Here is a 17,800-nt window from a genome sequence, read left to right as displayed (position 1 = left end):
AGGATCGGACCGTGGGTGAGCCGGTCGACGTCGTCTTCACGCTAGGCAGGGTCCGGATCACCCGCACGACCAGGACGAAGGCCGGGAACCGGTGACGGCACGACGAGGGCCCCGCACCGAACGGTGCGGGGCCCTCGTGGTCTCGGGGCGTCCCCGGCGGGGACGGCGCGTGGTCAGCCGGCGCCGTGCTCGGCGTGCAGACGATCGGTCTCGTCCTGGATGTGCGTGGCCACGGACCGGTAGGCGTCGGCGTGGGCACGGGCGTGGTGGCCGCAGAACAGCAGCTCCCCGCTGGGAAGCTCGACACGCACGTAGGCCTGGGCCCCGCAGCGGTCACAGCGGTCGGCGGCGGTCATCTGGGTCGTGTCTTCGGTCGTAGTGCTCACGCCACCATCAAACCATCTCGCCCGTGAATTCTTCCCGGACGGGGGCCCGGTTCGCTCCCGGCGAATCGCGGTTCGGGTCACGATCGCGGGCTCCTGCGGGGCGCCTGGGCGGCGCTGTCAGCGGCCTCGGCTACCCTCGTGCGCGTGACAGCCACGTCCGAGTCCGGTTACACCGCACGCCATCTCTCCGTCCTCGAGGGCCTCGAGGCGGTCCGCAAGCGACCCGGCATGTACATCGGGTCCACCGACTCCCGCGGCCTGATGCACTGCCTGTGGGAGATCATCGACAACTCCGTCGACGAGGCGCTCGGCGGCCACGCCACCGCGATCCGCGTCGTCCTGCACCTCGACTCCTCGGTGACCGTCGAGGACGACGGCCGCGGCATCCCCGTGGACGCCGAGCCCAAGACGGGCCTGTCCGGCGTCGAGGTGGTCTTCACCAAGCTGCACGCCGGCGGCAAGTTCGGCGGCGGCTCGTACACGGCCTCCGGCGGCCTGCACGGCGTGGGCGCCTCGGTCGTCAACGCCCTGTCCTCGCGCCTCGACGTCGAGGTCGACCGCGGCGGCAAGACCTACGGCATGCGGTTCCACCGCGGTGAGCCCGGCACGTTCGCGGACCCGGCCACCGGTCCGACGCCGGAGGCCCCGTTCGAGCCGTTCGTCGACCACTCCGAGCTCGAGGTCGTGGGCAAGGCGCCGCGCAAGCGCACCGGCACCCGCGTGCGCTACTGGGCCGACCGGCAGATCTTCCCGAAGTCGGCGGTGTTCTCCTACGACGAGCTGGTCACGCGGGCGCGCCAGACGACGTTCCTCGTGCCGGGCCTGCAGATCACCGTGCGCGACGAGCGCGGCCTGCCGGGCACGCCGGGGGAGTCCGGCCCGCACGAGGAGGTCTTCCAGCACTCCGGCGGCGCCGTGGACTTCGTGGAGTTCCTCGCGCCCGACACCCCCGTCACCTCGACGTGGCGGTTGCAGGGCTCGGGCTCCTTCACCGAGACGGTGCCCGTCCTGGACTCCAAGGGCCACATGACCTCCCAGGAGGTCAAGCGCGACTGCGAGGTCGACGTCGCGCTGCGGTGGGGCGTCGGCTACGAGACCGAGCTGCGCACCTTCGTCAACATCATCGCCACGCCCAAGGGCGGCTCGCACCGCACCGGGTTCGAGCAGGGGCTGCTCAAGACCATCCGCAAGCAGGTCGAGGCGAACGCCCGCCGGCTGAAGGTCTCCACGAAGGACTCCGCCGAGCGCATCGAGAAGGACGACGCGATGGCCGGCATGACGGCCGTGGTCACCGTGCGCCTGGCCGAGCCGCAGTTCGAGGGCCAGACCAAGGAGGTCCTCGGCACCGCGCCGGTGCGCCAGATCGTCTCGCGCGTGGTGGAGAACGAGCTCAAGGCGCTGCTGACGTCGACCAAGCGCGACGACAAGGCGCAGTCCGCGCTGCTGCTGGACAAGGTCGTCGCCGAGATGCGCGCGCGGGTCACCGCCCGGAAGCAGAAGGAGATCTCGCGGCGCAAGAACGCCCTGGAGTCCTCCTCGCTGCCGGCCAAGCTCGCCGACTGCCGCAGCGACGACGTCGAGCGCTCCGAGCTGTTCATCGTCGAGGGCGACAGCGCCCTCGGCACGGCCAAGCTGGCCCGCTCGTCGGACTTCCAGGCGCTGCTGCCGATCCGCGGCAAGATCCTCAACGTCCAGAAGGCGTCGATCAGCGACATGCTGCGCAACGTCGAGTGCGCCGCGATCATCCAGGTGCTCGGCGCCGGGTCGGGTCGCTCGTTCGACCTGGACGCCGCGCGGTACGGCAAGGTCGTGCTGATGACCGACGCCGACGTCGACGGCGCGCACATCCGCACGCTGCTGCTGACGCTGTTCTACCGGTACATGCGCCCGCTGCTCACCGAGGGCCGCGTCTTCGCCGCCGTGCCGCCGCTGCACCGGATCGAGGTGCTCGGCTCGGGCCGCCGCAAGGGCGAGTACCTGTACACCTACTCCGAGGCCGAGCTCAACGCGACGCTGAAGAAGCTCGACAAGGCCGGCCGCCGCTACAAGGACGACATCCAGCGGTACAAGGGTCTGGGCGAGATGGACGCCGACCAGCTCGCCGAGACGACGATGGACCCGCGCCACCGCACGCTGCGCCGGGTGACCGTGGAGCACGCCGAGGCCGCCGAGCGCGTCTTCGACCTGCTCATGGGGTCCGACGTCGCGCCGCGCAAGGAGTTCATCGTCGCCGGGGCGAATGCCCTGGACCGCGCCCAGATCGACGCCTAAGGGGTCGGTGCGGCCAGGCTCTCGACGACGGCCTCGCGGTAGAAGGCGATGCCGGCGGCCAGCACGTCGTCGTTGAACGCGTAGTCGGCGCTGTGCAGCGGCACCCCGCCCGCGCCGGGCGCAGTGCCGTTGCCGAGGAACACCAGGCACGCCGGTACGTGGCGGGCCAGCACCCCGAAGTCCTCGCTGCCCATGATCGGCGCGGCGGCCACGTCGACCTGCTCGACGCCGAGGGCCCGCCGCGCCGCGCGCCCGGCCAGCGTGACGGCGTCGGCGTCGTTCACGGTCGGCTCGAACTCGTGGGTGTACTCGACGTCGACCGCGGCGCCGTGGGCGGCGGCGACGCCCTGGCTGATCTCCAGGATGCGGCGCTCCAGCAGGGCGCTGACGTCCGGGTCGAAGCTGCGGGTGTCGCCGGTGATCGTGGCGTGCGTCGGGATGGCGTTGCGCGCCCCGTCGGTGCGCAGGTCGGTGCAGGACAGCACGGCGGTGTGCACGGGGTCGACGCTGCGTGCCACGACGTGCTGCAGCGCGACGACGATCTCGGCGGCCACCACGAGCGCGTCGACCACCAGGTGCGGTGCCGAGGCGTGGCCCCCGCGTCCGCGGACCGCGATGGTGAAGTTGTCCTCGCCGGCCATGATCGGTCCGGGGCGGGTGTGCAGGGTCCCGGCGGGCAGGCCCGGGATGTTGTGGATCCCGAACAGCCTCTCGACGCCGAACCGCATGAACAGCCCGTCCTCGAGCATCGCCCGCGCCCCGCGCCCGGGTTCCTCCGCCGGCTGCAGGATCACCCGGACGGTGCCGTCGAACCCGCCGTCCTCGGCGAGCAGCGCGGCAGCACCCAGCAGCATCGCCAGGTGCCCGTCGTGGCCGCAGGCGTGCATCGCGCCCGGATGGGTCGAGGCGTACTCGACGCCGCTCGCCTCGGTGATCGGCAACCCGTCGAGCTCGGAGCGCAGCCCCACGGTCCGCGTCGCCGACCCGCGCGTCAGCGAGGCGACGACCCCGGTGCCGCCCACGCCGGTGACGACGTCGTACCCGAGCCCGTCGAGCACGCGGGCGGCGTAGTCGGCGGTGGCGTACTCGTCGAAGGCCGTCTCGGGGATGCGGTGCAGGTCGTGACGCCAGGCCCGGGCCCGCTCGACGAGCGCCGCGGGCACGTCGCCCGGGCCGGGGGTGGCCGGGCCGCTGGCGCTCGCGGTCATGCCGGGGCTCCCTCGGTGCTGAGCAGGACGACGACGGGGTGCGTCGGCAGGTCGAGCGCGTCGCGGCGCTCCGGCTCGGACAGCGCGGCGCGGACCCCGGCGAGGGTGGCGGCACCGCTGGGACCGGACGAGACGCCGAGCCCCGCGAGGTCGGCCACGGCCCGCTCGGCCTCGTCGTCGCCGACGGAGACGGCGGCGTCGCAGCCGGCGTGCAGCACGGGCCAGGCGGTGCTGGAGACGGTGCCGCAGTTCAGGCCCGCCATCACCGTCGAGCCCGTCGGGACGGTCACGGACTCGTGCGCGGCGAGGCTCTCCAGCGTGCAGGCCGCGGTGTCGGGCTCGACGGACAGCACGCTCGGGTGCGGGGCGTCCGGCCGCCGGTAGTGGCGCACCACGGCCTCGGCGAGCGAGCCGACGCCCACCGGCACGGCGACGAGGTCCGGTGCACGGCCCAGCTGCTCGTCGACCTCCTCCAGCAGGGTGCCGTAGCCGTCGACGATCCAGGCGGGGACGTCGGTGTAGCCCTCCCAGGCGGTGTCCTGCACCAGCGCCCGGGTGTCGGCGGCGTCCGCGTAGTCCGCTGCGGCCCGGACCGCGTCGTCGTACCCGACGTCGAGCCGCACGACGCTTGCCCCCTCGGCCTCGATGGCTGCCTGGGTCGCCTGCTCCATGACGTCGGGCACGAAGACCGTCGCGGGGACGCCGAGCTGGTGGGCCGTGCGGGCCACGGCCCGGCCGTGGTTGCCGTCGGTCGCCGTGACGAGCTCCGCGCCCGGCTGCCGTTCCAGCACCTGCCGACAGGCCCACGAGGCGCCGAGGATCTTGAAGGCGGGCAGTCCGAGCCGGGACGACTCGTCCTTGACGAACAAGCGACCCACCCCGAGCTCGGTAGCGAGCTCGGGGAGCTCGACCAGCGGCGTGGGGGAGTAGCCGGGCAGCGTGCGGTGGAAGTCGCGCGGGCTGTCGTGCGTCGTCGGCGCGTTCCAGGTGCGGGCGTCGGGTGCGCTGAACCATCGGGTCACGTGGCCCATCATCGACGGGCGCGCACCGTGAGGTCCACCACAGCGGGGGTCCGGACACCCGCGAGCCGTCCGGATGGCGGCACGGGGCAGGGAAGAGCGGGGGGCGCGGGCTAGGCTCGTGGACGTGAAGATCGTGATGCGTACGACGTCGACCCGCCTGCTCTCCGCCGCTGCGGCCGGTGCTCTGTCGGTCGGCCTGCTGGCCGCCTGCGGGCAGGACGACACTCCCGCCGCCGACCCCGCGGACACCTCGGCCTCCGTCACCGCCACGCAGGAGACGTCCGACGCCGAGGACTCCGCTGACGCGGAGGACGCCGAGGAGTCGTCCGAGGACGTCACCGAGCTCACCTACCCCGGCCAGGACGGGGAGACCGCCCTGGACCTGCTGCTCGAGGCCGACCCCGAGGCGGAGGTGACCGGCGAGGGCGACATGGCCTACGTGACCGGGATCCAGGGCCACGCGGCGGACGAGGACGAGTTCTGGGCGCTGTCCGTCGACGGCGAGATGGCCCAGGTCGGTGCCGGCTCGCTGGAGACCGAGGACGGTCAGGAGATCCAGTGGAAGCTCGAGGAGATCGAGGAATGAGCCACGCACCTGCCGACGGCACGACGCCGGACCTGGGCCTGCGCGAGCTCGGCGAGCGCTGGTGGCGGCCCGCCGTCGCCGTGCTGCTCGTCGTGGCGGCGATCGTGTGGCGGGTCGTCAAGGACGACCTGGGCGCCCCGCCGAACCTGGAGCTGTCCACGGCGGCCGCGTTCGCGGCGGCCGGTCTGCTGCGGCACCGTCTGGCGATGCTCGCGCCGCTCGTCGTGGTCGCGATCAGCGACGTGCTGCTGACCAACTCCGCGATCCTGCTGTTCACGTGGACCGCGTGGGCCGCGATCGGCGTCGGCGCCTGGTGGACCCGCCGGTCGAGCGGCGGTCGCCGGGTCGTGGCCGCGCTCGGGTTCGGCGTCGGCTCCTCGCTGGTGTTCTACCTCTGGACGAACTTCGGTGTCTGGCTGCAGGGCCGCGGCACCTTCTACCCGGCGGGTCTGGACGGGCTGCTGGCCAGCTACGTGGCGGGGCTGCCGTTCCTGCGTCCCATGCTGCTCGGCAACCTCGTGCTCGTGCCGGTCGCCGCCGCCGTCGTGGCGCTGGTGGAGCGGCTCGAGCGGGCTCACGCCGTCGGCGCGGTGGCGTCCTTCTCGCGGTAGCGCTGGAGGCGGGGTAGGACGAGGCGGCCGACGATACCGACCAGGACCGCTGCGACGGCGTACGGCAGGCTCCAGACCAGGCCGTCCAGGGCGACGCCGACGTACTGCGCGGGGCTCGAGGAACCCATCGACCGCGTGGTGACGAACCAGTACGTCGTCGTGTCCAGGACGGCTTGACCGACCCAGACGATCAGCAGGGCGACCGTCCAGGCCCAGAGCCGACGTCGGGGCGTCCAGCCGCACCACGCCAGGGCGGCTCCGAGGAGGACGGCGGGGACGATCTGCGTGATGAGGGCGAGCGTGACGACGACTTCGTCCGGTAGCTGAAGCCCCCAGACCCACGGGATGTGCAGGACGCTCTCGAGCCAGTACCCGGCAGCCGCGGCACCAGCGGCGGCGGCGACGGTGGCGGCCGGCACGGTGCGGCGGGCCAGTACTCGGGAGACGAGGACGGAGATCGCGAGCGCGACCGCGACGGCAGCCAGGCCGACGGCGACATCGAGCAGACCGGACGTCTCCGGTCGGAGCCTCGGCGCCGTCACCGCGACGCTCTGCAGTGCCGCGCCGGCGATGACCAGGACCAGTCCGGCGGTCGCGGCGGCGTCCACGCGCCCCGGGATCGCTGTGGCGCGACGGCGGAGGGCGACGCCGACGATCGCGCCGGGCAGGACGACGACCCCGAGCATGAGCGCGAGGAGGTCCGGCGAGAACGGCAGGAACGTGTGGACGAAGAGGTCGGGCGTGTTCGGGTAGGTCGGCCACGACGGCTGCCATCCGGCCAGGATCCAGGGAAGCAGACTGACGACGGCGGCGCCTGCGCCCAGGAGGAATGCACGGGTGGGGGAGATCGGCTGGGGCGGCGCTGATCCAGTCATGATTAGGCATGATGCCACACCGCGTGCCGCCGTCGGACCCCGGGAGGGACGGCGACGCGCCCCCGCCGGACCTCCGACGCCGTCCGGCAGGGGCGCGACCCGTGTCGTCAGTAGGTGGCGATGAGCCGACCGACGACGCCGCCCTCGCGGAGCCGGTCGATGGCCCCGGGGATCTCGTCGTGGGTGAGGTGGTTGACCGGCGGGTTGAGGTCGCCGGACCGCATGAGGTCGTAGAGCTCGACGAGGTCCTGCTTGGTGCCGGACTTCGAGCCCTTGATCGTCAGCTGGTTGATGATGATCGGGTAGGTGCTGATCTCGAACTCCAGCTTGCCCATGCCGACCTGGACGAAGGTGCCGAACTCGGCCAGCGTGTTCAGCGCTCCGGTCGTGGTGGTGCCGAACCCGGCGTAGTCGACGATGAGGTCGAGCTTCTTGTCCGCGAACTCCTCGATGGACTCGGCGACCCCGGCCAGGCCGATCTCGTCGGCGAGCTCGCGGGCACCGGCGCTGATGTCCGCGCCGTAGACCTCGGCCCCCTTGAGGACGCCGACGCGGGCGCCGATGTAGCCCAGGCCGCCGAGTCCGATGACGCCGACCCGCATCCCGGGCTCGAGCCCACCGGCGGTGACGATCGCGTGGTACGAGGTCAGGCCGGCGTCGGTGGCCATGGCGCCCATCTCGAAGCTGACCTCGTCCGGGAGCCGGACCAGGTTCTCGTCGGTGGCGCGCAGCTTCTCGCCGAACCCGCCGTCCCACGTGCCGTACCCGAGGGCGAACCCGTCGCCCGTGAGCGGCGAAAGGCCGACGCGGTCGCCCACCGTCCAGTGCTCCATGCCGGGGCCGACCTGGCTGATGACGCCGGCGTTCTCGTGACCGGGCGTCACCGGGAGCTGGGGGAACAGGGGCATCCACGTCTCGTCGTCCAGGGCGCTGACGTCGGAGTGGCAGACCCCGGCGGCCTTGATGTCGACGACCACCTCGCCGGGCCCGGCCTCGGGCTCCGGCACCTCCTCGAGGGTGAGCGGCTCGTGGGTGCCGTGGAATCGCCAGGCGCGCATGGCAGTCTCCTTTTGTTCAGTGGGGTTTCCTTATTGGCCCACGCTATGCCTGGGTCTGCCGACCGCCACCGGAATCGGGGCGATGAGACGCGCCTCACACCCGGGCGCGAACTCGTCGGTCCGGCCGCTCGATCGCGGAATGAATCGATGCGACACGAGTTGTACGGACCGTGACTGCTACCGACGTTACCGACACCCGCCTCGAGATCGAGGTCTGGTCCGACGTCCTGTGCCCGTGGTGCTACATCGGCGACGCGCGCCTCGAGGCCGCGATCCAGGACTCGCCCCAGGCCGACCGCATCGACGTGAAGATCCGTACCTTCCAGCTCGACCCCGACTTCCCGGCCGAGCCGACGCCCGTCGTCGACTACCTGTCGGCCAAGAAGGGCCTGCCGGTCGAGCAGGCCCGGCAGATGGAGGACCAGGTCGCCGACCTGGCCCGCGCCGAGGGGCTCGCCTACGCACCGAACCACCCCGTGCAGAACACCCTGGACATGCTGCGCCTGGTGCACCTGGGCAACGAGCACGGTGTGGGCTGGCAGTACATGACGGGCATGCAGGCGGCCCTGTTCAGCGGCGACCCGGAGGCGTTCGCCGCCGACACGCTGGTGCGGCTCGGCACCGAGCTGGGCATCCCCGAGGCCGAGATCCGCGACGTGCTCGCCGGCGACCGCTACGCCGACGCCGTACGCGCCGAGCACGACGAGGCGATCGCGCTGGGTGCTCGCGGCGTGCCGTTCACCGTGCTGGACCGCCGGCTCGGGATCCCCGGCGCCGTGCCGACCGAGGCCTACGGCCAGGCGATCGCGCAGGCGTGGGAGCAGGTCGATGCCTGATCGCGCCGCAGGGCCGCTGACGTTCGTGACGGCGGACGACGCCGCGGTGTGCGACGCGGTCACCGGCGTCTGCTCGCCCGTGGCCGGGCAGGCCGGCGAGACGGAGTCGCGTGCGGAGGACGGTGATCTCGATCTAGATACCCCTAGGGGTATCGGGTAGGATGCTCCCGGGGACGGAGGCCGACTCCGTCCGACGACAGACGGGAGCAGTGAGCATGGTCAGGATGTCGATGCTGGGAATCGGGCTGACGCTGGCGGGAACCGTGGCGCTCGCCGCGTGCGCGCCGTCGGGTGAAGGCGAGACCGCGACGCTGGAGACCGGGACGGTGGTGATCGACGTCCGCACGCCGGCCGAGTTCGCCGGCGGCCACCTCGAGGGTGCGCTGAACATCGACGTGCAGTCGCCGGACGCCACCCAGGAGCTCGCCGAGCTCGACCCGGACGGTTCGTACGTCCTGTACTGCCGCTCGGGCAACCGCGCCGGCGCCGCGCTCGACTTCCTGCAGGCGCAGGGCTTCGACGACGTCGTCAACGCCGGCAGCGTCCAGGAGGCGGCCGACGAGACCGGGCTCGCGATCGTCGACTGACGTCAGACCGGCCAGGCGCCGAGCAGGTCGGCCGCGCCGAGCGTGAGATCGGCGCCGTCGACCGGTCGTCCCCCGGGGCTGATGGCGGCGATGAGGGCGTCGCTGCTGCGTGGCACCGTGCCGGTGACGCTGCGCAGGTGCGTGATCTCGCGGCGGGAGATCTCGCCGTCGGGGCGCCACTTGATGGTCCCGAGCAGAACGGTGCGCTCGCGGGACGTCCCGACGAGGTCGACCTCGGTCTGCCCGTCACGGGTCCACCAGGCGCCGACGCCCTCGATGCTCTCGAGGCGAGCGTCGTCCGGAGCGAGGCGCGCGAAGGACTCACGCACGACGGGCTCGATGCTGCGCCCTCGCCAGGACGACCAGTCCCGCTCGAAGCGACCGAAGGCGTGATCGGCCCGTCCGCGAGAGATCAGCTCCAGGCTCCGCTCCACGTAGCGGAACCAGAAGCGCAGGTAGGGGTCGGTGACGCGGTACCGCCGTAGCCGTCCCTTCTCGGGCGACCAGGCGGGAACGTCCTTCGTGACGAGCCGCTTGTCGTCGGTCAGGACGCGCAGTGCCCGGGTGGTGCTGGTCTGGTAGCGCGTCACCTCGGAGTCTTCGAGGCCGGCGGGGATGAGGTCGTTGAACCGGGGTGTGGTGGTCTCGTCCGCGCCGATCGCCGCCAGCACCCGCGCAGCGGCGGGGGAGTCGGGGAACTCCGCGTCGAGCGTGAATCGTGCGGTCGAGACCAGCGGGCTGTACAGGTCGGCGAAGGAATCGGCCACGTACCGCGGCACGCTGCCTCCCGACCGTGCGAGGTCGGTGACGAGGCGGGGGTAGCCGCCCGTGACGAGGTAGGCGTCGAAGACCTCGGTCGGTGTGGCGTCGGGGAGCGCCTGGGCGATCTCCGCCGGGTTGAGCGGGTCGACGACGAGCGGGCGGACGCGCCCGAACAGCGCTCGGCCGTACTCGGAGAGCCGGTCCATCATCGCGACGTCGGACCCGACCAGGATGAGCAGCACCGGAAGCCCTTCCAGGGTCTGGTCCCAGAGGTTCTGGAGGGTGCCCTCGAGAGACGGGTCGGCGGCGACGGCCCAGGGGAACTCGTCGAGCACGACGATGGTCGGCCCCCGGCGTGCTGCGGCCTCGACCGCGCGGAACCAGTCGCGCCACGTGCGCAGGGGGAGGCCCCCGACCATCTCGGTGCCGGGCAGCGGTCGGGTCGACGACGTGAGCGCCTCGGTCGCTTCGGCGACCTGGGTGCGCGTCGGCGCGCCGAGGGTTCCTGCAGTGAAGACGTACGGCACGTCGGTACCGCGCACGAAGGTGTCGACCGCCGTGGACTTGCCGACCTGGCGGCGGCCTCGCATCGCAACGATGCGCCCCTTGCCGTGGGTTCGGACCGCTTCGAGATGCTGCGTCAGCGCCGCGACGACGTCGGAGCGGCCGTAGAAGGGAACCCGCGGATTAGTGGTCACGCTTGTATCATACGGTGATGTATGTAAAGCGCCAGATGTGGGCGCGTTCAGTCGTCCCGTGACGGCCGGGACGAGCGCATCCGCTTCGTTGCGGACCGCTGCTTCTTGGCCTTCAGCCGCCGCTCCTGGGACCCGCGGGTGCGTCGGGTCGCACGACGCGCGGGGCCGGGCGGCGCGACGGCGTCGGCGACCAGCGCTGCCAGACGGTGCGCGGCAGCATCCCGATTCCGGCGCTGCTCGCGATGCTCGGACGCGGTCACCGTGAGGACGCCGTCGACCAGCCGGTGACCCGTCCTGGCGACGATCCGCTCCCGCTGGACGCGGCTCAGCACCGCCGAGCGCTCGACGTCCCAGGACAGCTCCACCCGGGAGTCGGTGGTGTTCACACCCTGCCCGCCGGGGCCGGAGGACCGCGAGAACCGCTCGGTCAGCTCGGCCCGAGGGATCGTCAGGGACGGGCTGACGACGAGTCCGTGGCGGGTCGGTGAGGGCATACCCCTATCGTGACGTGGTCGGTGCGCGCCGTGCACGTCCTTGCTCCCCCAGTGAACCGGATGGGCTAGGCGCCATTGTGCTGTGTCCGCACGTCGCCCTCCAGATCGCTGGGACCGATGGGCTGGGGTATTCACGAGTCATGCATGTGTGGACCCAGGGGCTGGCGGTATTCATCAGAGCCGACACAGCGTCGATGCCTGTTCCGGGGGGCGCAACTCTAGTCGATTCGCCGATGAACGTGACTAAGACCGAATCCGCTACTAGGAGGCGTCGACGGTTGCAGGCATCTGTTTCGCCTCGCAGTGAGATTGACGTTCCACTAGCTCCTAGCTCGCGAGGTTCAACGCCCACCACGCTCCACGGTGCACAAGTATCGGAACTTGAGGATTAAACGACAGATTTGGATTCATGAATCGAAACTCGTGAACTCTACCGCCCGTGCTCCGGTCGTGACCAAGCGCAGAGCATTCAAAAAGCACCTGAACGGCCTCCGCTATGGAAACATCCGAGCCTTGCGCCGTAGCGATGTCCTGCAATTCGCTCAGCAGGAATGAACGCTTTCTGAGGGCGGATAGAACGCCAAAGATGCTCTCAATATGGGTCGGCTGAATGTATCCTTCCAACTCGTCCTTGAGTTCGGGGACGAAATATTCCGACGAGTAGTCATTCAAGGATCTTTGAATATGATTCGACGTGACGGCGCCCCGCCCGGCCTTCTTCTGGATCCTCGTCAGCAGGCTTATCAAGTCACGCGGTGTCCGGCGCGTATGTTCAACTAGGTAAGACCACATGTCCGTACCGTCGGGAGCCTTGAGTGGGAGTAGATCGCGGACCGGGTCCTTGCCGACGTATCCACTGAGCCTTGCTCGATGAGATATGAGTCCGTTCAATGTAGCATCGTCGATGTCTTCGTTTAGGACCTCCGGAGACCACCGCAGATTGATTGCAAAGTTCTGCCGGAGTTTATTCTTGTTCGGACTTGTCAGTCTTTCATACAGATCCGACCGGCAAAGCAGAACAATCTTTACCATGCTGTCGCTTCTGTAGAACGCATCATTCAGTGACTCGATCTCACCTAGTAATGCCGACAGCGACGAATATGTTTTGTCGCCAGGGTTGATCAACTCATCCAGACCGTCAATCACATGGATGTGCCGACTTTGCGTTTGGAAGCCGTTCGCAATCCTTTCAAGCCTGCCGACGGCGTCAGTGAGCTGAACCTGACGAGTCGAGTACTCGGCGCTAGCGGACGCTTCCGCTACATCCCTAAGGCCGCCCTTGAGGGCGAGACTGACAGATCTGAGGCTTAGATCGGACAAGTTTCTACTGGGAATCAATCCTTGCTTCCGCAGATCTTTTGCCAGCCTCTGGCATTCATTGGCATCCAGTGGGTTCGCGCCAGCGTCATCTTGCATCGTCTGGAAGACCCTGAGTAAAAGCAGCCATCGCCAACTGATTCGAACTATCTGCTGCGAGGAGTCATCGTCCGCGAGCTGCGAAAGGGTGCCGTACGGAAAGTCCTTCAGGTCAATGTAGTCGACGAACAGCGTGGGGTCGTGATCGGCTTTCTGTACGAGATGCTCGCCGATTGCTGATTTCCCGGACCCCTTATGTCCGAGAACTAGATATTCGCTACCGTTGAGCACCGCTTCTGTAACCCCGCGGAAATCGTAGAATCCCTCGAGTAGCAAGGTTGGATTGCGCACGCTCTCTGCTCCTGCCGACGCAAACCCAAATCTAATGTCGGCAAAACCAATACCTTCCGGCACAGGCGGATACACATCGATTACACTTTTGCCGTGCCCGGGGCGTTCTCTGAGCGTGACGTAGCCTGCCTGTTCGGCGTCGCGGAGGAGATCGGTGAAGCGCTGGTAGTTCAGTCGCTTCTCACTGAATCCAGGCTTGTGCTTTAGCAAGTTGTCCTTTGCCGAGCTTGCGGGTAGGGGCTTTCCTGCCTGATGCTTTTCTCGCGCAATTCGCTCTAACTCTTCGAATGCCTCTTCGAGCGGAACTGTGTCCGGTGTGTCGACGTTGCCGGAATTAGTGGGTTGGGTAGGCGGACTCAACTTTACCTGCTGCGGTCGCTCAAGTTCAAAATCTGACTGCTGAGGATCGTCGACAATACCTACGTAGCCCGCCTCTTGGGCGGCTACGCAGAACTCTTTGAAGGTGCGAAATCCTAATGCCGACTCGTGAAATGTGCCACCTAGAGCTTCCGTGAGTAAAGGCTTTGTTCGAGAGCCGAGCGCGTCACCGCCACGTTCGACGATGTGCGTAACGACTTTTCTCAGCATGTCGAATTCGATGTTCCGGCTCGCGAGGGTAAAGTCTGTGTCGGCTGGTAGTGACGCAATCTTCACATATCCGGCCTGATCTGCCGCAGTAGCGATTTCTTTGAAATTGCGAAAGCCATAGTCGGGCTCAATGATCTTTTGTCCGAGTGCGATTTGCGATCGTGCCTTTACTGTCGCACCGACGGGCTTTCGGCCACTCTCTTCCAGATCGCGAACAGTGTCCTTGATCGCCTGCCAGATGAACTCGATTGGGATACCGGTAGTCATTGGACTCCTTTCGTTCTCTGCCGAGGCTCGTCCCTTGCACGCTACTACCGAGGAGTGGTTGCGGCGAGCGCCTGAAGCAAGGTGATCACGTTTCACCCTGCACGGACGCTTTGATGTACTGGGTTGGCGCATTGCCCACCGGGACGGTGACGACCGGATCAAGCGTGCGTCACACGGAGAAGTACTTGGCCTCGGGATGATGCATCACGAACGCATCGGTCGACTGCTCCGGGTGGAGTTGCAGCTCGTCGCTGAGCGTCACCCCGACCCGCTCGGGCCGCAGCAGCTCGACGACCTTCGTGCGGTCCTCCATGTCGGGGCACGCCGGGTACCCGAGTGACATCCGTGCGCCGCGGTACTCCAGCTTGAACATGCCCTCGACGTCGACGGGGTCCTCGTCGCCGAACCCGAGCTCGGAGCGCACCCGGGAGTGCCAGAACTCGGCCAGCGCCTCGGTGAGCTGCACGGACAGCCCGTGCAGCTCCATGTACTCGCGGTACTTGTTCTCGGCGAACAGCTTCGCCGTGTACGCGGACACCGGGTCGCCGACGGTGGCGAGCTGGATGGGCAGCACGTCGTAGCGGCCGGTCTCCTCGACCCACGACTTCGGGCGCACGAAGTCGGCCAGGCACAGGTGCCGGTCGCGCTTCTGCCTCGGGAAGGTGAAGCGCAGCCGCTCGGTCCCGGGCTCGCCGCCGGATCCGCCGTCGGGCGCCCCGATGCCGGCCAGGCCCGGCCCGTGGTGGGCGACGACGATGTCGTCGCCCTCGGACCACACGGGGAAGTACCCGTAGACGACGGTCGGGTCCATGATCTGGTCGGTGCGGATCGTGTCGAGCCACTGGGCCAGGCGCGGCCGGCCCTCGGTCTCGACGAGCTCCTCGTAGGACGCGCCGTCCTCACCCCGACCGGGCTTGAGGCCCCACTGGCCCATGAAGGTGGCGCGCTCGTCGAGGAACGCGGCGTAGTCGGCGAGCTGGATGCCCTTGACCACGCGCGTGCCCCAGAACGGGGGAGCAGGCACCGGGTTGTCGGTCGCGACGTCGGACCGCTCGGGCAGGTCCTCGACCGCGGTCTCGGTCACCTTGACGACGTTGTGGCGGCGCTTGCGCAGCGCCGGCAGTCCGACCTCCTCGGGGTCGGCGCCGCGGGCGACGGCGACCAGCGGCTCCATGAGACGCAGCCCCTCGAAGGCGTCGCGGGCGTACCGCACGACACCGGGGAACGCGGAGGCGAGGTCGTCCTCGACGAAGGTGCGGGTCAGGGCCGCGCCGCCGAGCAGGATCGGCCAGCGCTTCTCCATGCCGCGCGAGACGAGCTCCTCGAGGTTCTCCTTCATCACTACGGTCGACTTCACCAGCAGCCCGGACATGCCGATGACGTCGGCGCCGTGCTCCTCGGCGGCCTCGATCATGGCCGAGATCGGCTGCTTGATGCCGATGTTGACCACCGTGTAGCCGTTGTTCGTCAGGATGATGTCGACGAGGTTCTTGCCGATGTCGTGCACGTCGCCGCGCACCGTCGCCAGCACGATGACGCCCTTCGACTGCTCCTCTGCCCCCTCGACCTTCTCCATGTGGGGCTCGAGCAGCGCGACGGCCGTCTTCATGACCTCGGCGGACTGCAGCACGAACGGCAGCTGCATCTGCCCGGACCCGAACAGCTCGCCGACGACCTTCATCCCGCCCAGCAGGTGGGTGTTGACGATGTCGAGGGCCTTCATGCCGTCGGCCAGCGCGGTGTCCAGGTCGTCCTCGAGGCCCTTGCGCGCGCCGTCGATGATGCGGCGCTCCAGCCGCTCGCCCACGGGCAGCGCGGCGAGCTCGGCGGCCCGCTGGTCGCGCATCGCGGCGGCGTCGACGCCGGAGAACACCTCGAGCAGGTGCGACAGCGGGTCGTGGGTCAGGTTGCCCTCGTTGTCGTACTGTCGCCGGTCCCACACGAGGTCCTCGGCGGCCTGCCACTGCTCGTCGTCGATGGCGGTGCGCGGCAGGATCTTCGCGGCGTGCACGATGGCGGAGTCCAGGCCGGCCTGCGTGGCCTCGTGCAGGAACACCGAGTTCAGCACCGTGCGCGCGGCCGCGTTGAGGCCGAACGACACGTTCGAGACACCGAGCGTGGTGTGCACACCGGGATAGAGCCGGTTGATCTCGCGGATCGCCTCGATCGTCTCGATGGCGTCGCGGCGCGTCTCTTCCTGCCCGGTCGCGATGGGGAACGTCAGAGCGTCGACGATGATGTCGTCGACCCGCATGCCCCACTGCTCAGTGAGGGTGTCGATGAGGCGCGAGGCGATCGCGACCTTCTTCTCCGTGGTGCGGGCCTGACCCTCTTCGTCGATGGTCAGGGCGACGACGGCGGCACCGTGCTCGCGCACGGCCGGCATGATCCGCTGGAACCGCGAGGTGGGCCCGTCGGAGTCCTCGAAGTTCACCGAGTTCACCACGGCGCGCCCGCCCACCAGCTCCAGGCCGGCGCGGATCATCTCCGGCTCGGTGGAGTCGATGACCAGCGGCAGCGTCGAGGCGCTCGCCAGCCGCGAGACGACCTCCCGCACGTCCGCGACGCCGTCGCGCCCCACGTAGTCGACGCACACGTCGAGCAGGTGGGCGCCGTGGCGCGTCTGGTCGCGGGCGATGTCGACGATGTCGTCCCAGCGGCCCTCCAGCAGCGCCTCGCGGAACGCCTTGGAACCGTTGGCGTTGGTGCGCTCACCGATCGCCAGGTACGAGGCGTCCTGGGACAGGTCCGTGTGCGAGTACAGCGACGCGACACCGGATGTGCGCTCCACCTCCCGCTCCGGCAGCGGGCGACCGCGCACCGCCTCGACGACGCGCGCCAGGTGCTCCGGCGTCGTGCCGCAGCAGCCGCCCACCATGCCCAGACCGAACTCGTCGACGAACTGGCTGTGCGCCGCCGCCAGCTCGTCCGGGGTCAGCGGGTAGACGGCGCCGTGCGGGCCGAGCTCGGGCAGCCCGGCGTTCGGCATGCAGGTGACCGGCACCTCGGCGTGCTTGGCCAGGTAGCGCAGGTGCTCGCTCATCTGGTCCGGGCCGGTGGCGCAGTTCAGGCCGATGGCGTCCACGCCGACGGCCTGCAGCGTGGTCAGCGCCGCCCCGATCTCGGAGCCCATGAGCATGGTGCCGGTGGTCTCGACGGTCACCGAGGCGATCACCGGCACGACGCGGCCGACGCCGCCCTCCTCGACCGGCCGCATCGCGTGGTGTGCGCCCGTCACGGCGGCCTTGGTCTGCAGCAGGTCCTGGCTGGTCTCCACCAGGATCGCGTCCGCGCCGCCCTCCAGCAGCCCGGCGGCCTGCTCGGCGAACGTGTCGCGCAGGTTCTCGTACGTGGTGTGCCCCAGCGAGGGCAGCTTGGTGCCCGGCCCCATCGAGCCCAGCACCCAGCGCGGGTGGTCCGGCGTCGCGTAGACGTCGGCGCGCTCACGGGCGAGCTCCGCGCCGACGCGGGCCAGCTCGCGGATGCGGTCCTCGATGCCGTAGTCCGACAGGTTCGACCAGTTCGCGCCGAACGTGTTCGACTCGATCGCGTCCACGCCGACTTCAAGGAACCCGTCGTGCACGCCCCGGATGATGTCCGGGCGGGTCACGTTGAGGATCTCGTTGCAGCCCTCGAGCTGCTGATAGTCGTCCAGCGTCGGGTCGGCGGCCTGGATCATGGTGCCCATGGCGCCGTCGCCCACCACCACCCGGGTGCGCAGCGCCTCGCGCAGGGCGGCGGAACGGGCGTCGGCAGCGGCGAGATCGAGCGTGGAGGTCACCTGGCCAGCCTAGTTCGCGCGGGCGAAAACAGGGTGCGGCGCACACCTGGTGAGACCTACGCT

The 17,800-nt window shown here is 69.4% G+C and carries 14 protein-coding genes; 5 read left to right on the top strand and 9 right to left on the bottom strand.

What is annotated here, in order from left to right:
* Window positions 1-173 precede the first annotated feature (173 nt).
* Window positions 174-356 carry a hypothetical protein gene (locus PO879_RS09385; RefSeq protein ID WP_278237500.1) on the bottom strand — a complete coding sequence of 61 codons (183 nt, stop codon included), beginning with the start codon at window positions 354-356 and terminating at the stop codon, window positions 174-176.
* Between the two features lie 174 nt (window positions 357-530).
* On the opposite strand from PO879_RS09385, the gene PO879_RS09380 reads away from it, so the two are divergent.
* Window positions 531-2,657: a DNA topoisomerase IV subunit B gene (locus tag PO879_RS09380; protein ID WP_278234641.1), complete on the top strand. Its 2,127-nt coding sequence runs from the start codon at window positions 531-533 to the stop codon at window positions 2,655-2,657.
* Here the strand turns inward: PO879_RS09380 and PO879_RS09375 are convergent.
* Both PO879_RS09375 and PO879_RS09370 read right to left on the bottom strand, forming a co-directional pair.
* On the bottom strand, window positions 2,654-3,865 hold the full coding sequence (locus tag PO879_RS09375) for an amidohydrolase (RefSeq protein WP_278234640.1): 1,212 nt from the start codon (window positions 3,863-3,865) through the stop codon (window positions 2,654-2,656). The genes PO879_RS09380 and PO879_RS09375 overlap by 4 nt on opposite strands.
* Window positions 3,862-4,887: a pyridoxal-phosphate dependent enzyme gene (locus tag PO879_RS09370; protein WP_278234639.1), complete on the bottom strand. Its 1,026-nt coding sequence runs from the start codon at window positions 4,885-4,887 to the stop codon at window positions 3,862-3,864. The genes PO879_RS09375 and PO879_RS09370 overlap by 4 nt, the downstream gene beginning before the upstream one ends.
* A gap of 124 nt (window positions 4,888-5,011) precedes the next feature.
* Here PO879_RS09370 and PO879_RS09365 point away from each other — a divergent pair, with 124 nt between their 5' ends.
* Window positions 5,012-5,473 carry a DUF4430 domain-containing protein gene (locus tag PO879_RS09365; protein ID WP_278234638.1) on the top strand — a complete coding sequence of 154 codons (462 nt, stop codon included), beginning with the start codon at window positions 5,012-5,014 and terminating at the stop codon, window positions 5,471-5,473.
* Window positions 5,470-6,084, top strand: coding sequence for a DUF6580 family putative transport protein (locus PO879_RS09360; RefSeq protein ID WP_278234637.1), 615 nt, complete (start codon window positions 5,470-5,472; stop codon window positions 6,082-6,084). Before PO879_RS09365 ends, PO879_RS09360 begins: the two co-directional genes overlap by 4 nt.
* Here the strand turns inward: PO879_RS09360 and PO879_RS09355 are convergent.
* On the bottom strand, window positions 6,048-6,959 hold the full coding sequence (locus PO879_RS09355) for a hypothetical protein (protein WP_278234636.1): 912 nt from the start codon (window positions 6,957-6,959) through the stop codon (window positions 6,048-6,050). The genes PO879_RS09360 and PO879_RS09355 overlap by 37 nt on opposite strands.
* Before the next feature lie 107 nt (window positions 6,960-7,066).
* Window positions 7,067-8,017, bottom strand: a complete 951-nt coding sequence (locus PO879_RS09350; protein ID WP_278234635.1) for a zinc-binding dehydrogenase — start codon at window positions 8,015-8,017, stop codon at window positions 7,067-7,069.
* 170 nt (window positions 8,018-8,187) lie between these two features.
* On the opposite strand from PO879_RS09350, the gene PO879_RS09345 reads away from it, so the two are divergent.
* Together PO879_RS09345 and PO879_RS09340 are read left to right on the top strand one after the other, a co-directional pair.
* Window positions 8,188-8,853 carry a DsbA family oxidoreductase gene (locus tag PO879_RS09345; RefSeq protein WP_278234634.1) on the top strand — a complete coding sequence of 222 codons (666 nt, stop codon included), beginning with the start codon at window positions 8,188-8,190 and terminating at the stop codon, window positions 8,851-8,853.
* A gap of 224 nt (window positions 8,854-9,077) precedes the next feature.
* Window positions 9,078-9,440, top strand: coding sequence for a rhodanese-like domain-containing protein (locus PO879_RS09340; protein ID WP_278234633.1), 363 nt, complete (start codon window positions 9,078-9,080; stop codon window positions 9,438-9,440).
* Window positions 9,441-9,442: 2 nt separating this feature from the next.
* On the opposite strand, the gene PO879_RS09335 is transcribed toward PO879_RS09340, so the two are convergent.
* From PO879_RS09335 to metH, 4 genes are all read right to left on the bottom strand, one after another.
* Window positions 9,443-10,900, bottom strand: a complete 1,458-nt coding sequence (locus tag PO879_RS09335; RefSeq protein WP_278234632.1) for a DUF234 domain-containing protein — start codon at window positions 10,898-10,900, stop codon at window positions 9,443-9,445.
* A gap of 47 nt (window positions 10,901-10,947) precedes the next feature.
* Window positions 10,948-11,394 carry an alternative ribosome rescue aminoacyl-tRNA hydrolase ArfB gene (gene arfB / locus PO879_RS09330; protein ID WP_278234631.1) on the bottom strand — a complete coding sequence of 149 codons (447 nt, stop codon included), beginning with the start codon at window positions 11,392-11,394 and terminating at the stop codon, window positions 10,948-10,950.
* A 327-nt stretch (window positions 11,395-11,721) separates the two neighbouring features.
* Window positions 11,722-13,956: a hypothetical protein gene (locus PO879_RS09325; protein ID WP_278234630.1), complete on the bottom strand. Its 2,235-nt coding sequence runs from the start codon at window positions 13,954-13,956 to the stop codon at window positions 11,722-11,724.
* Window positions 13,957-14,125: 169 nt separating this feature from the next.
* Window positions 14,126-17,737, bottom strand: coding sequence for a methionine synthase (gene metH, locus PO879_RS09320; protein WP_278234629.1), 3,612 nt, complete (start codon window positions 17,735-17,737; stop codon window positions 14,126-14,128).
* Window positions 17,738-17,800 lie beyond the last annotated feature (63 nt).

This window comes from Isoptericola sp. AK164 (assembly GCF_029643425.1).
Classification (GTDB): Bacteria; Actinomycetota; Actinomycetes; order Actinomycetales; family Cellulomonadaceae; genus Isoptericola; species Isoptericola haloaureus.
Note: the sequence above shows the minus strand (reverse complement) of the source record. Positions and strands in the feature narration are given on the sequence as shown.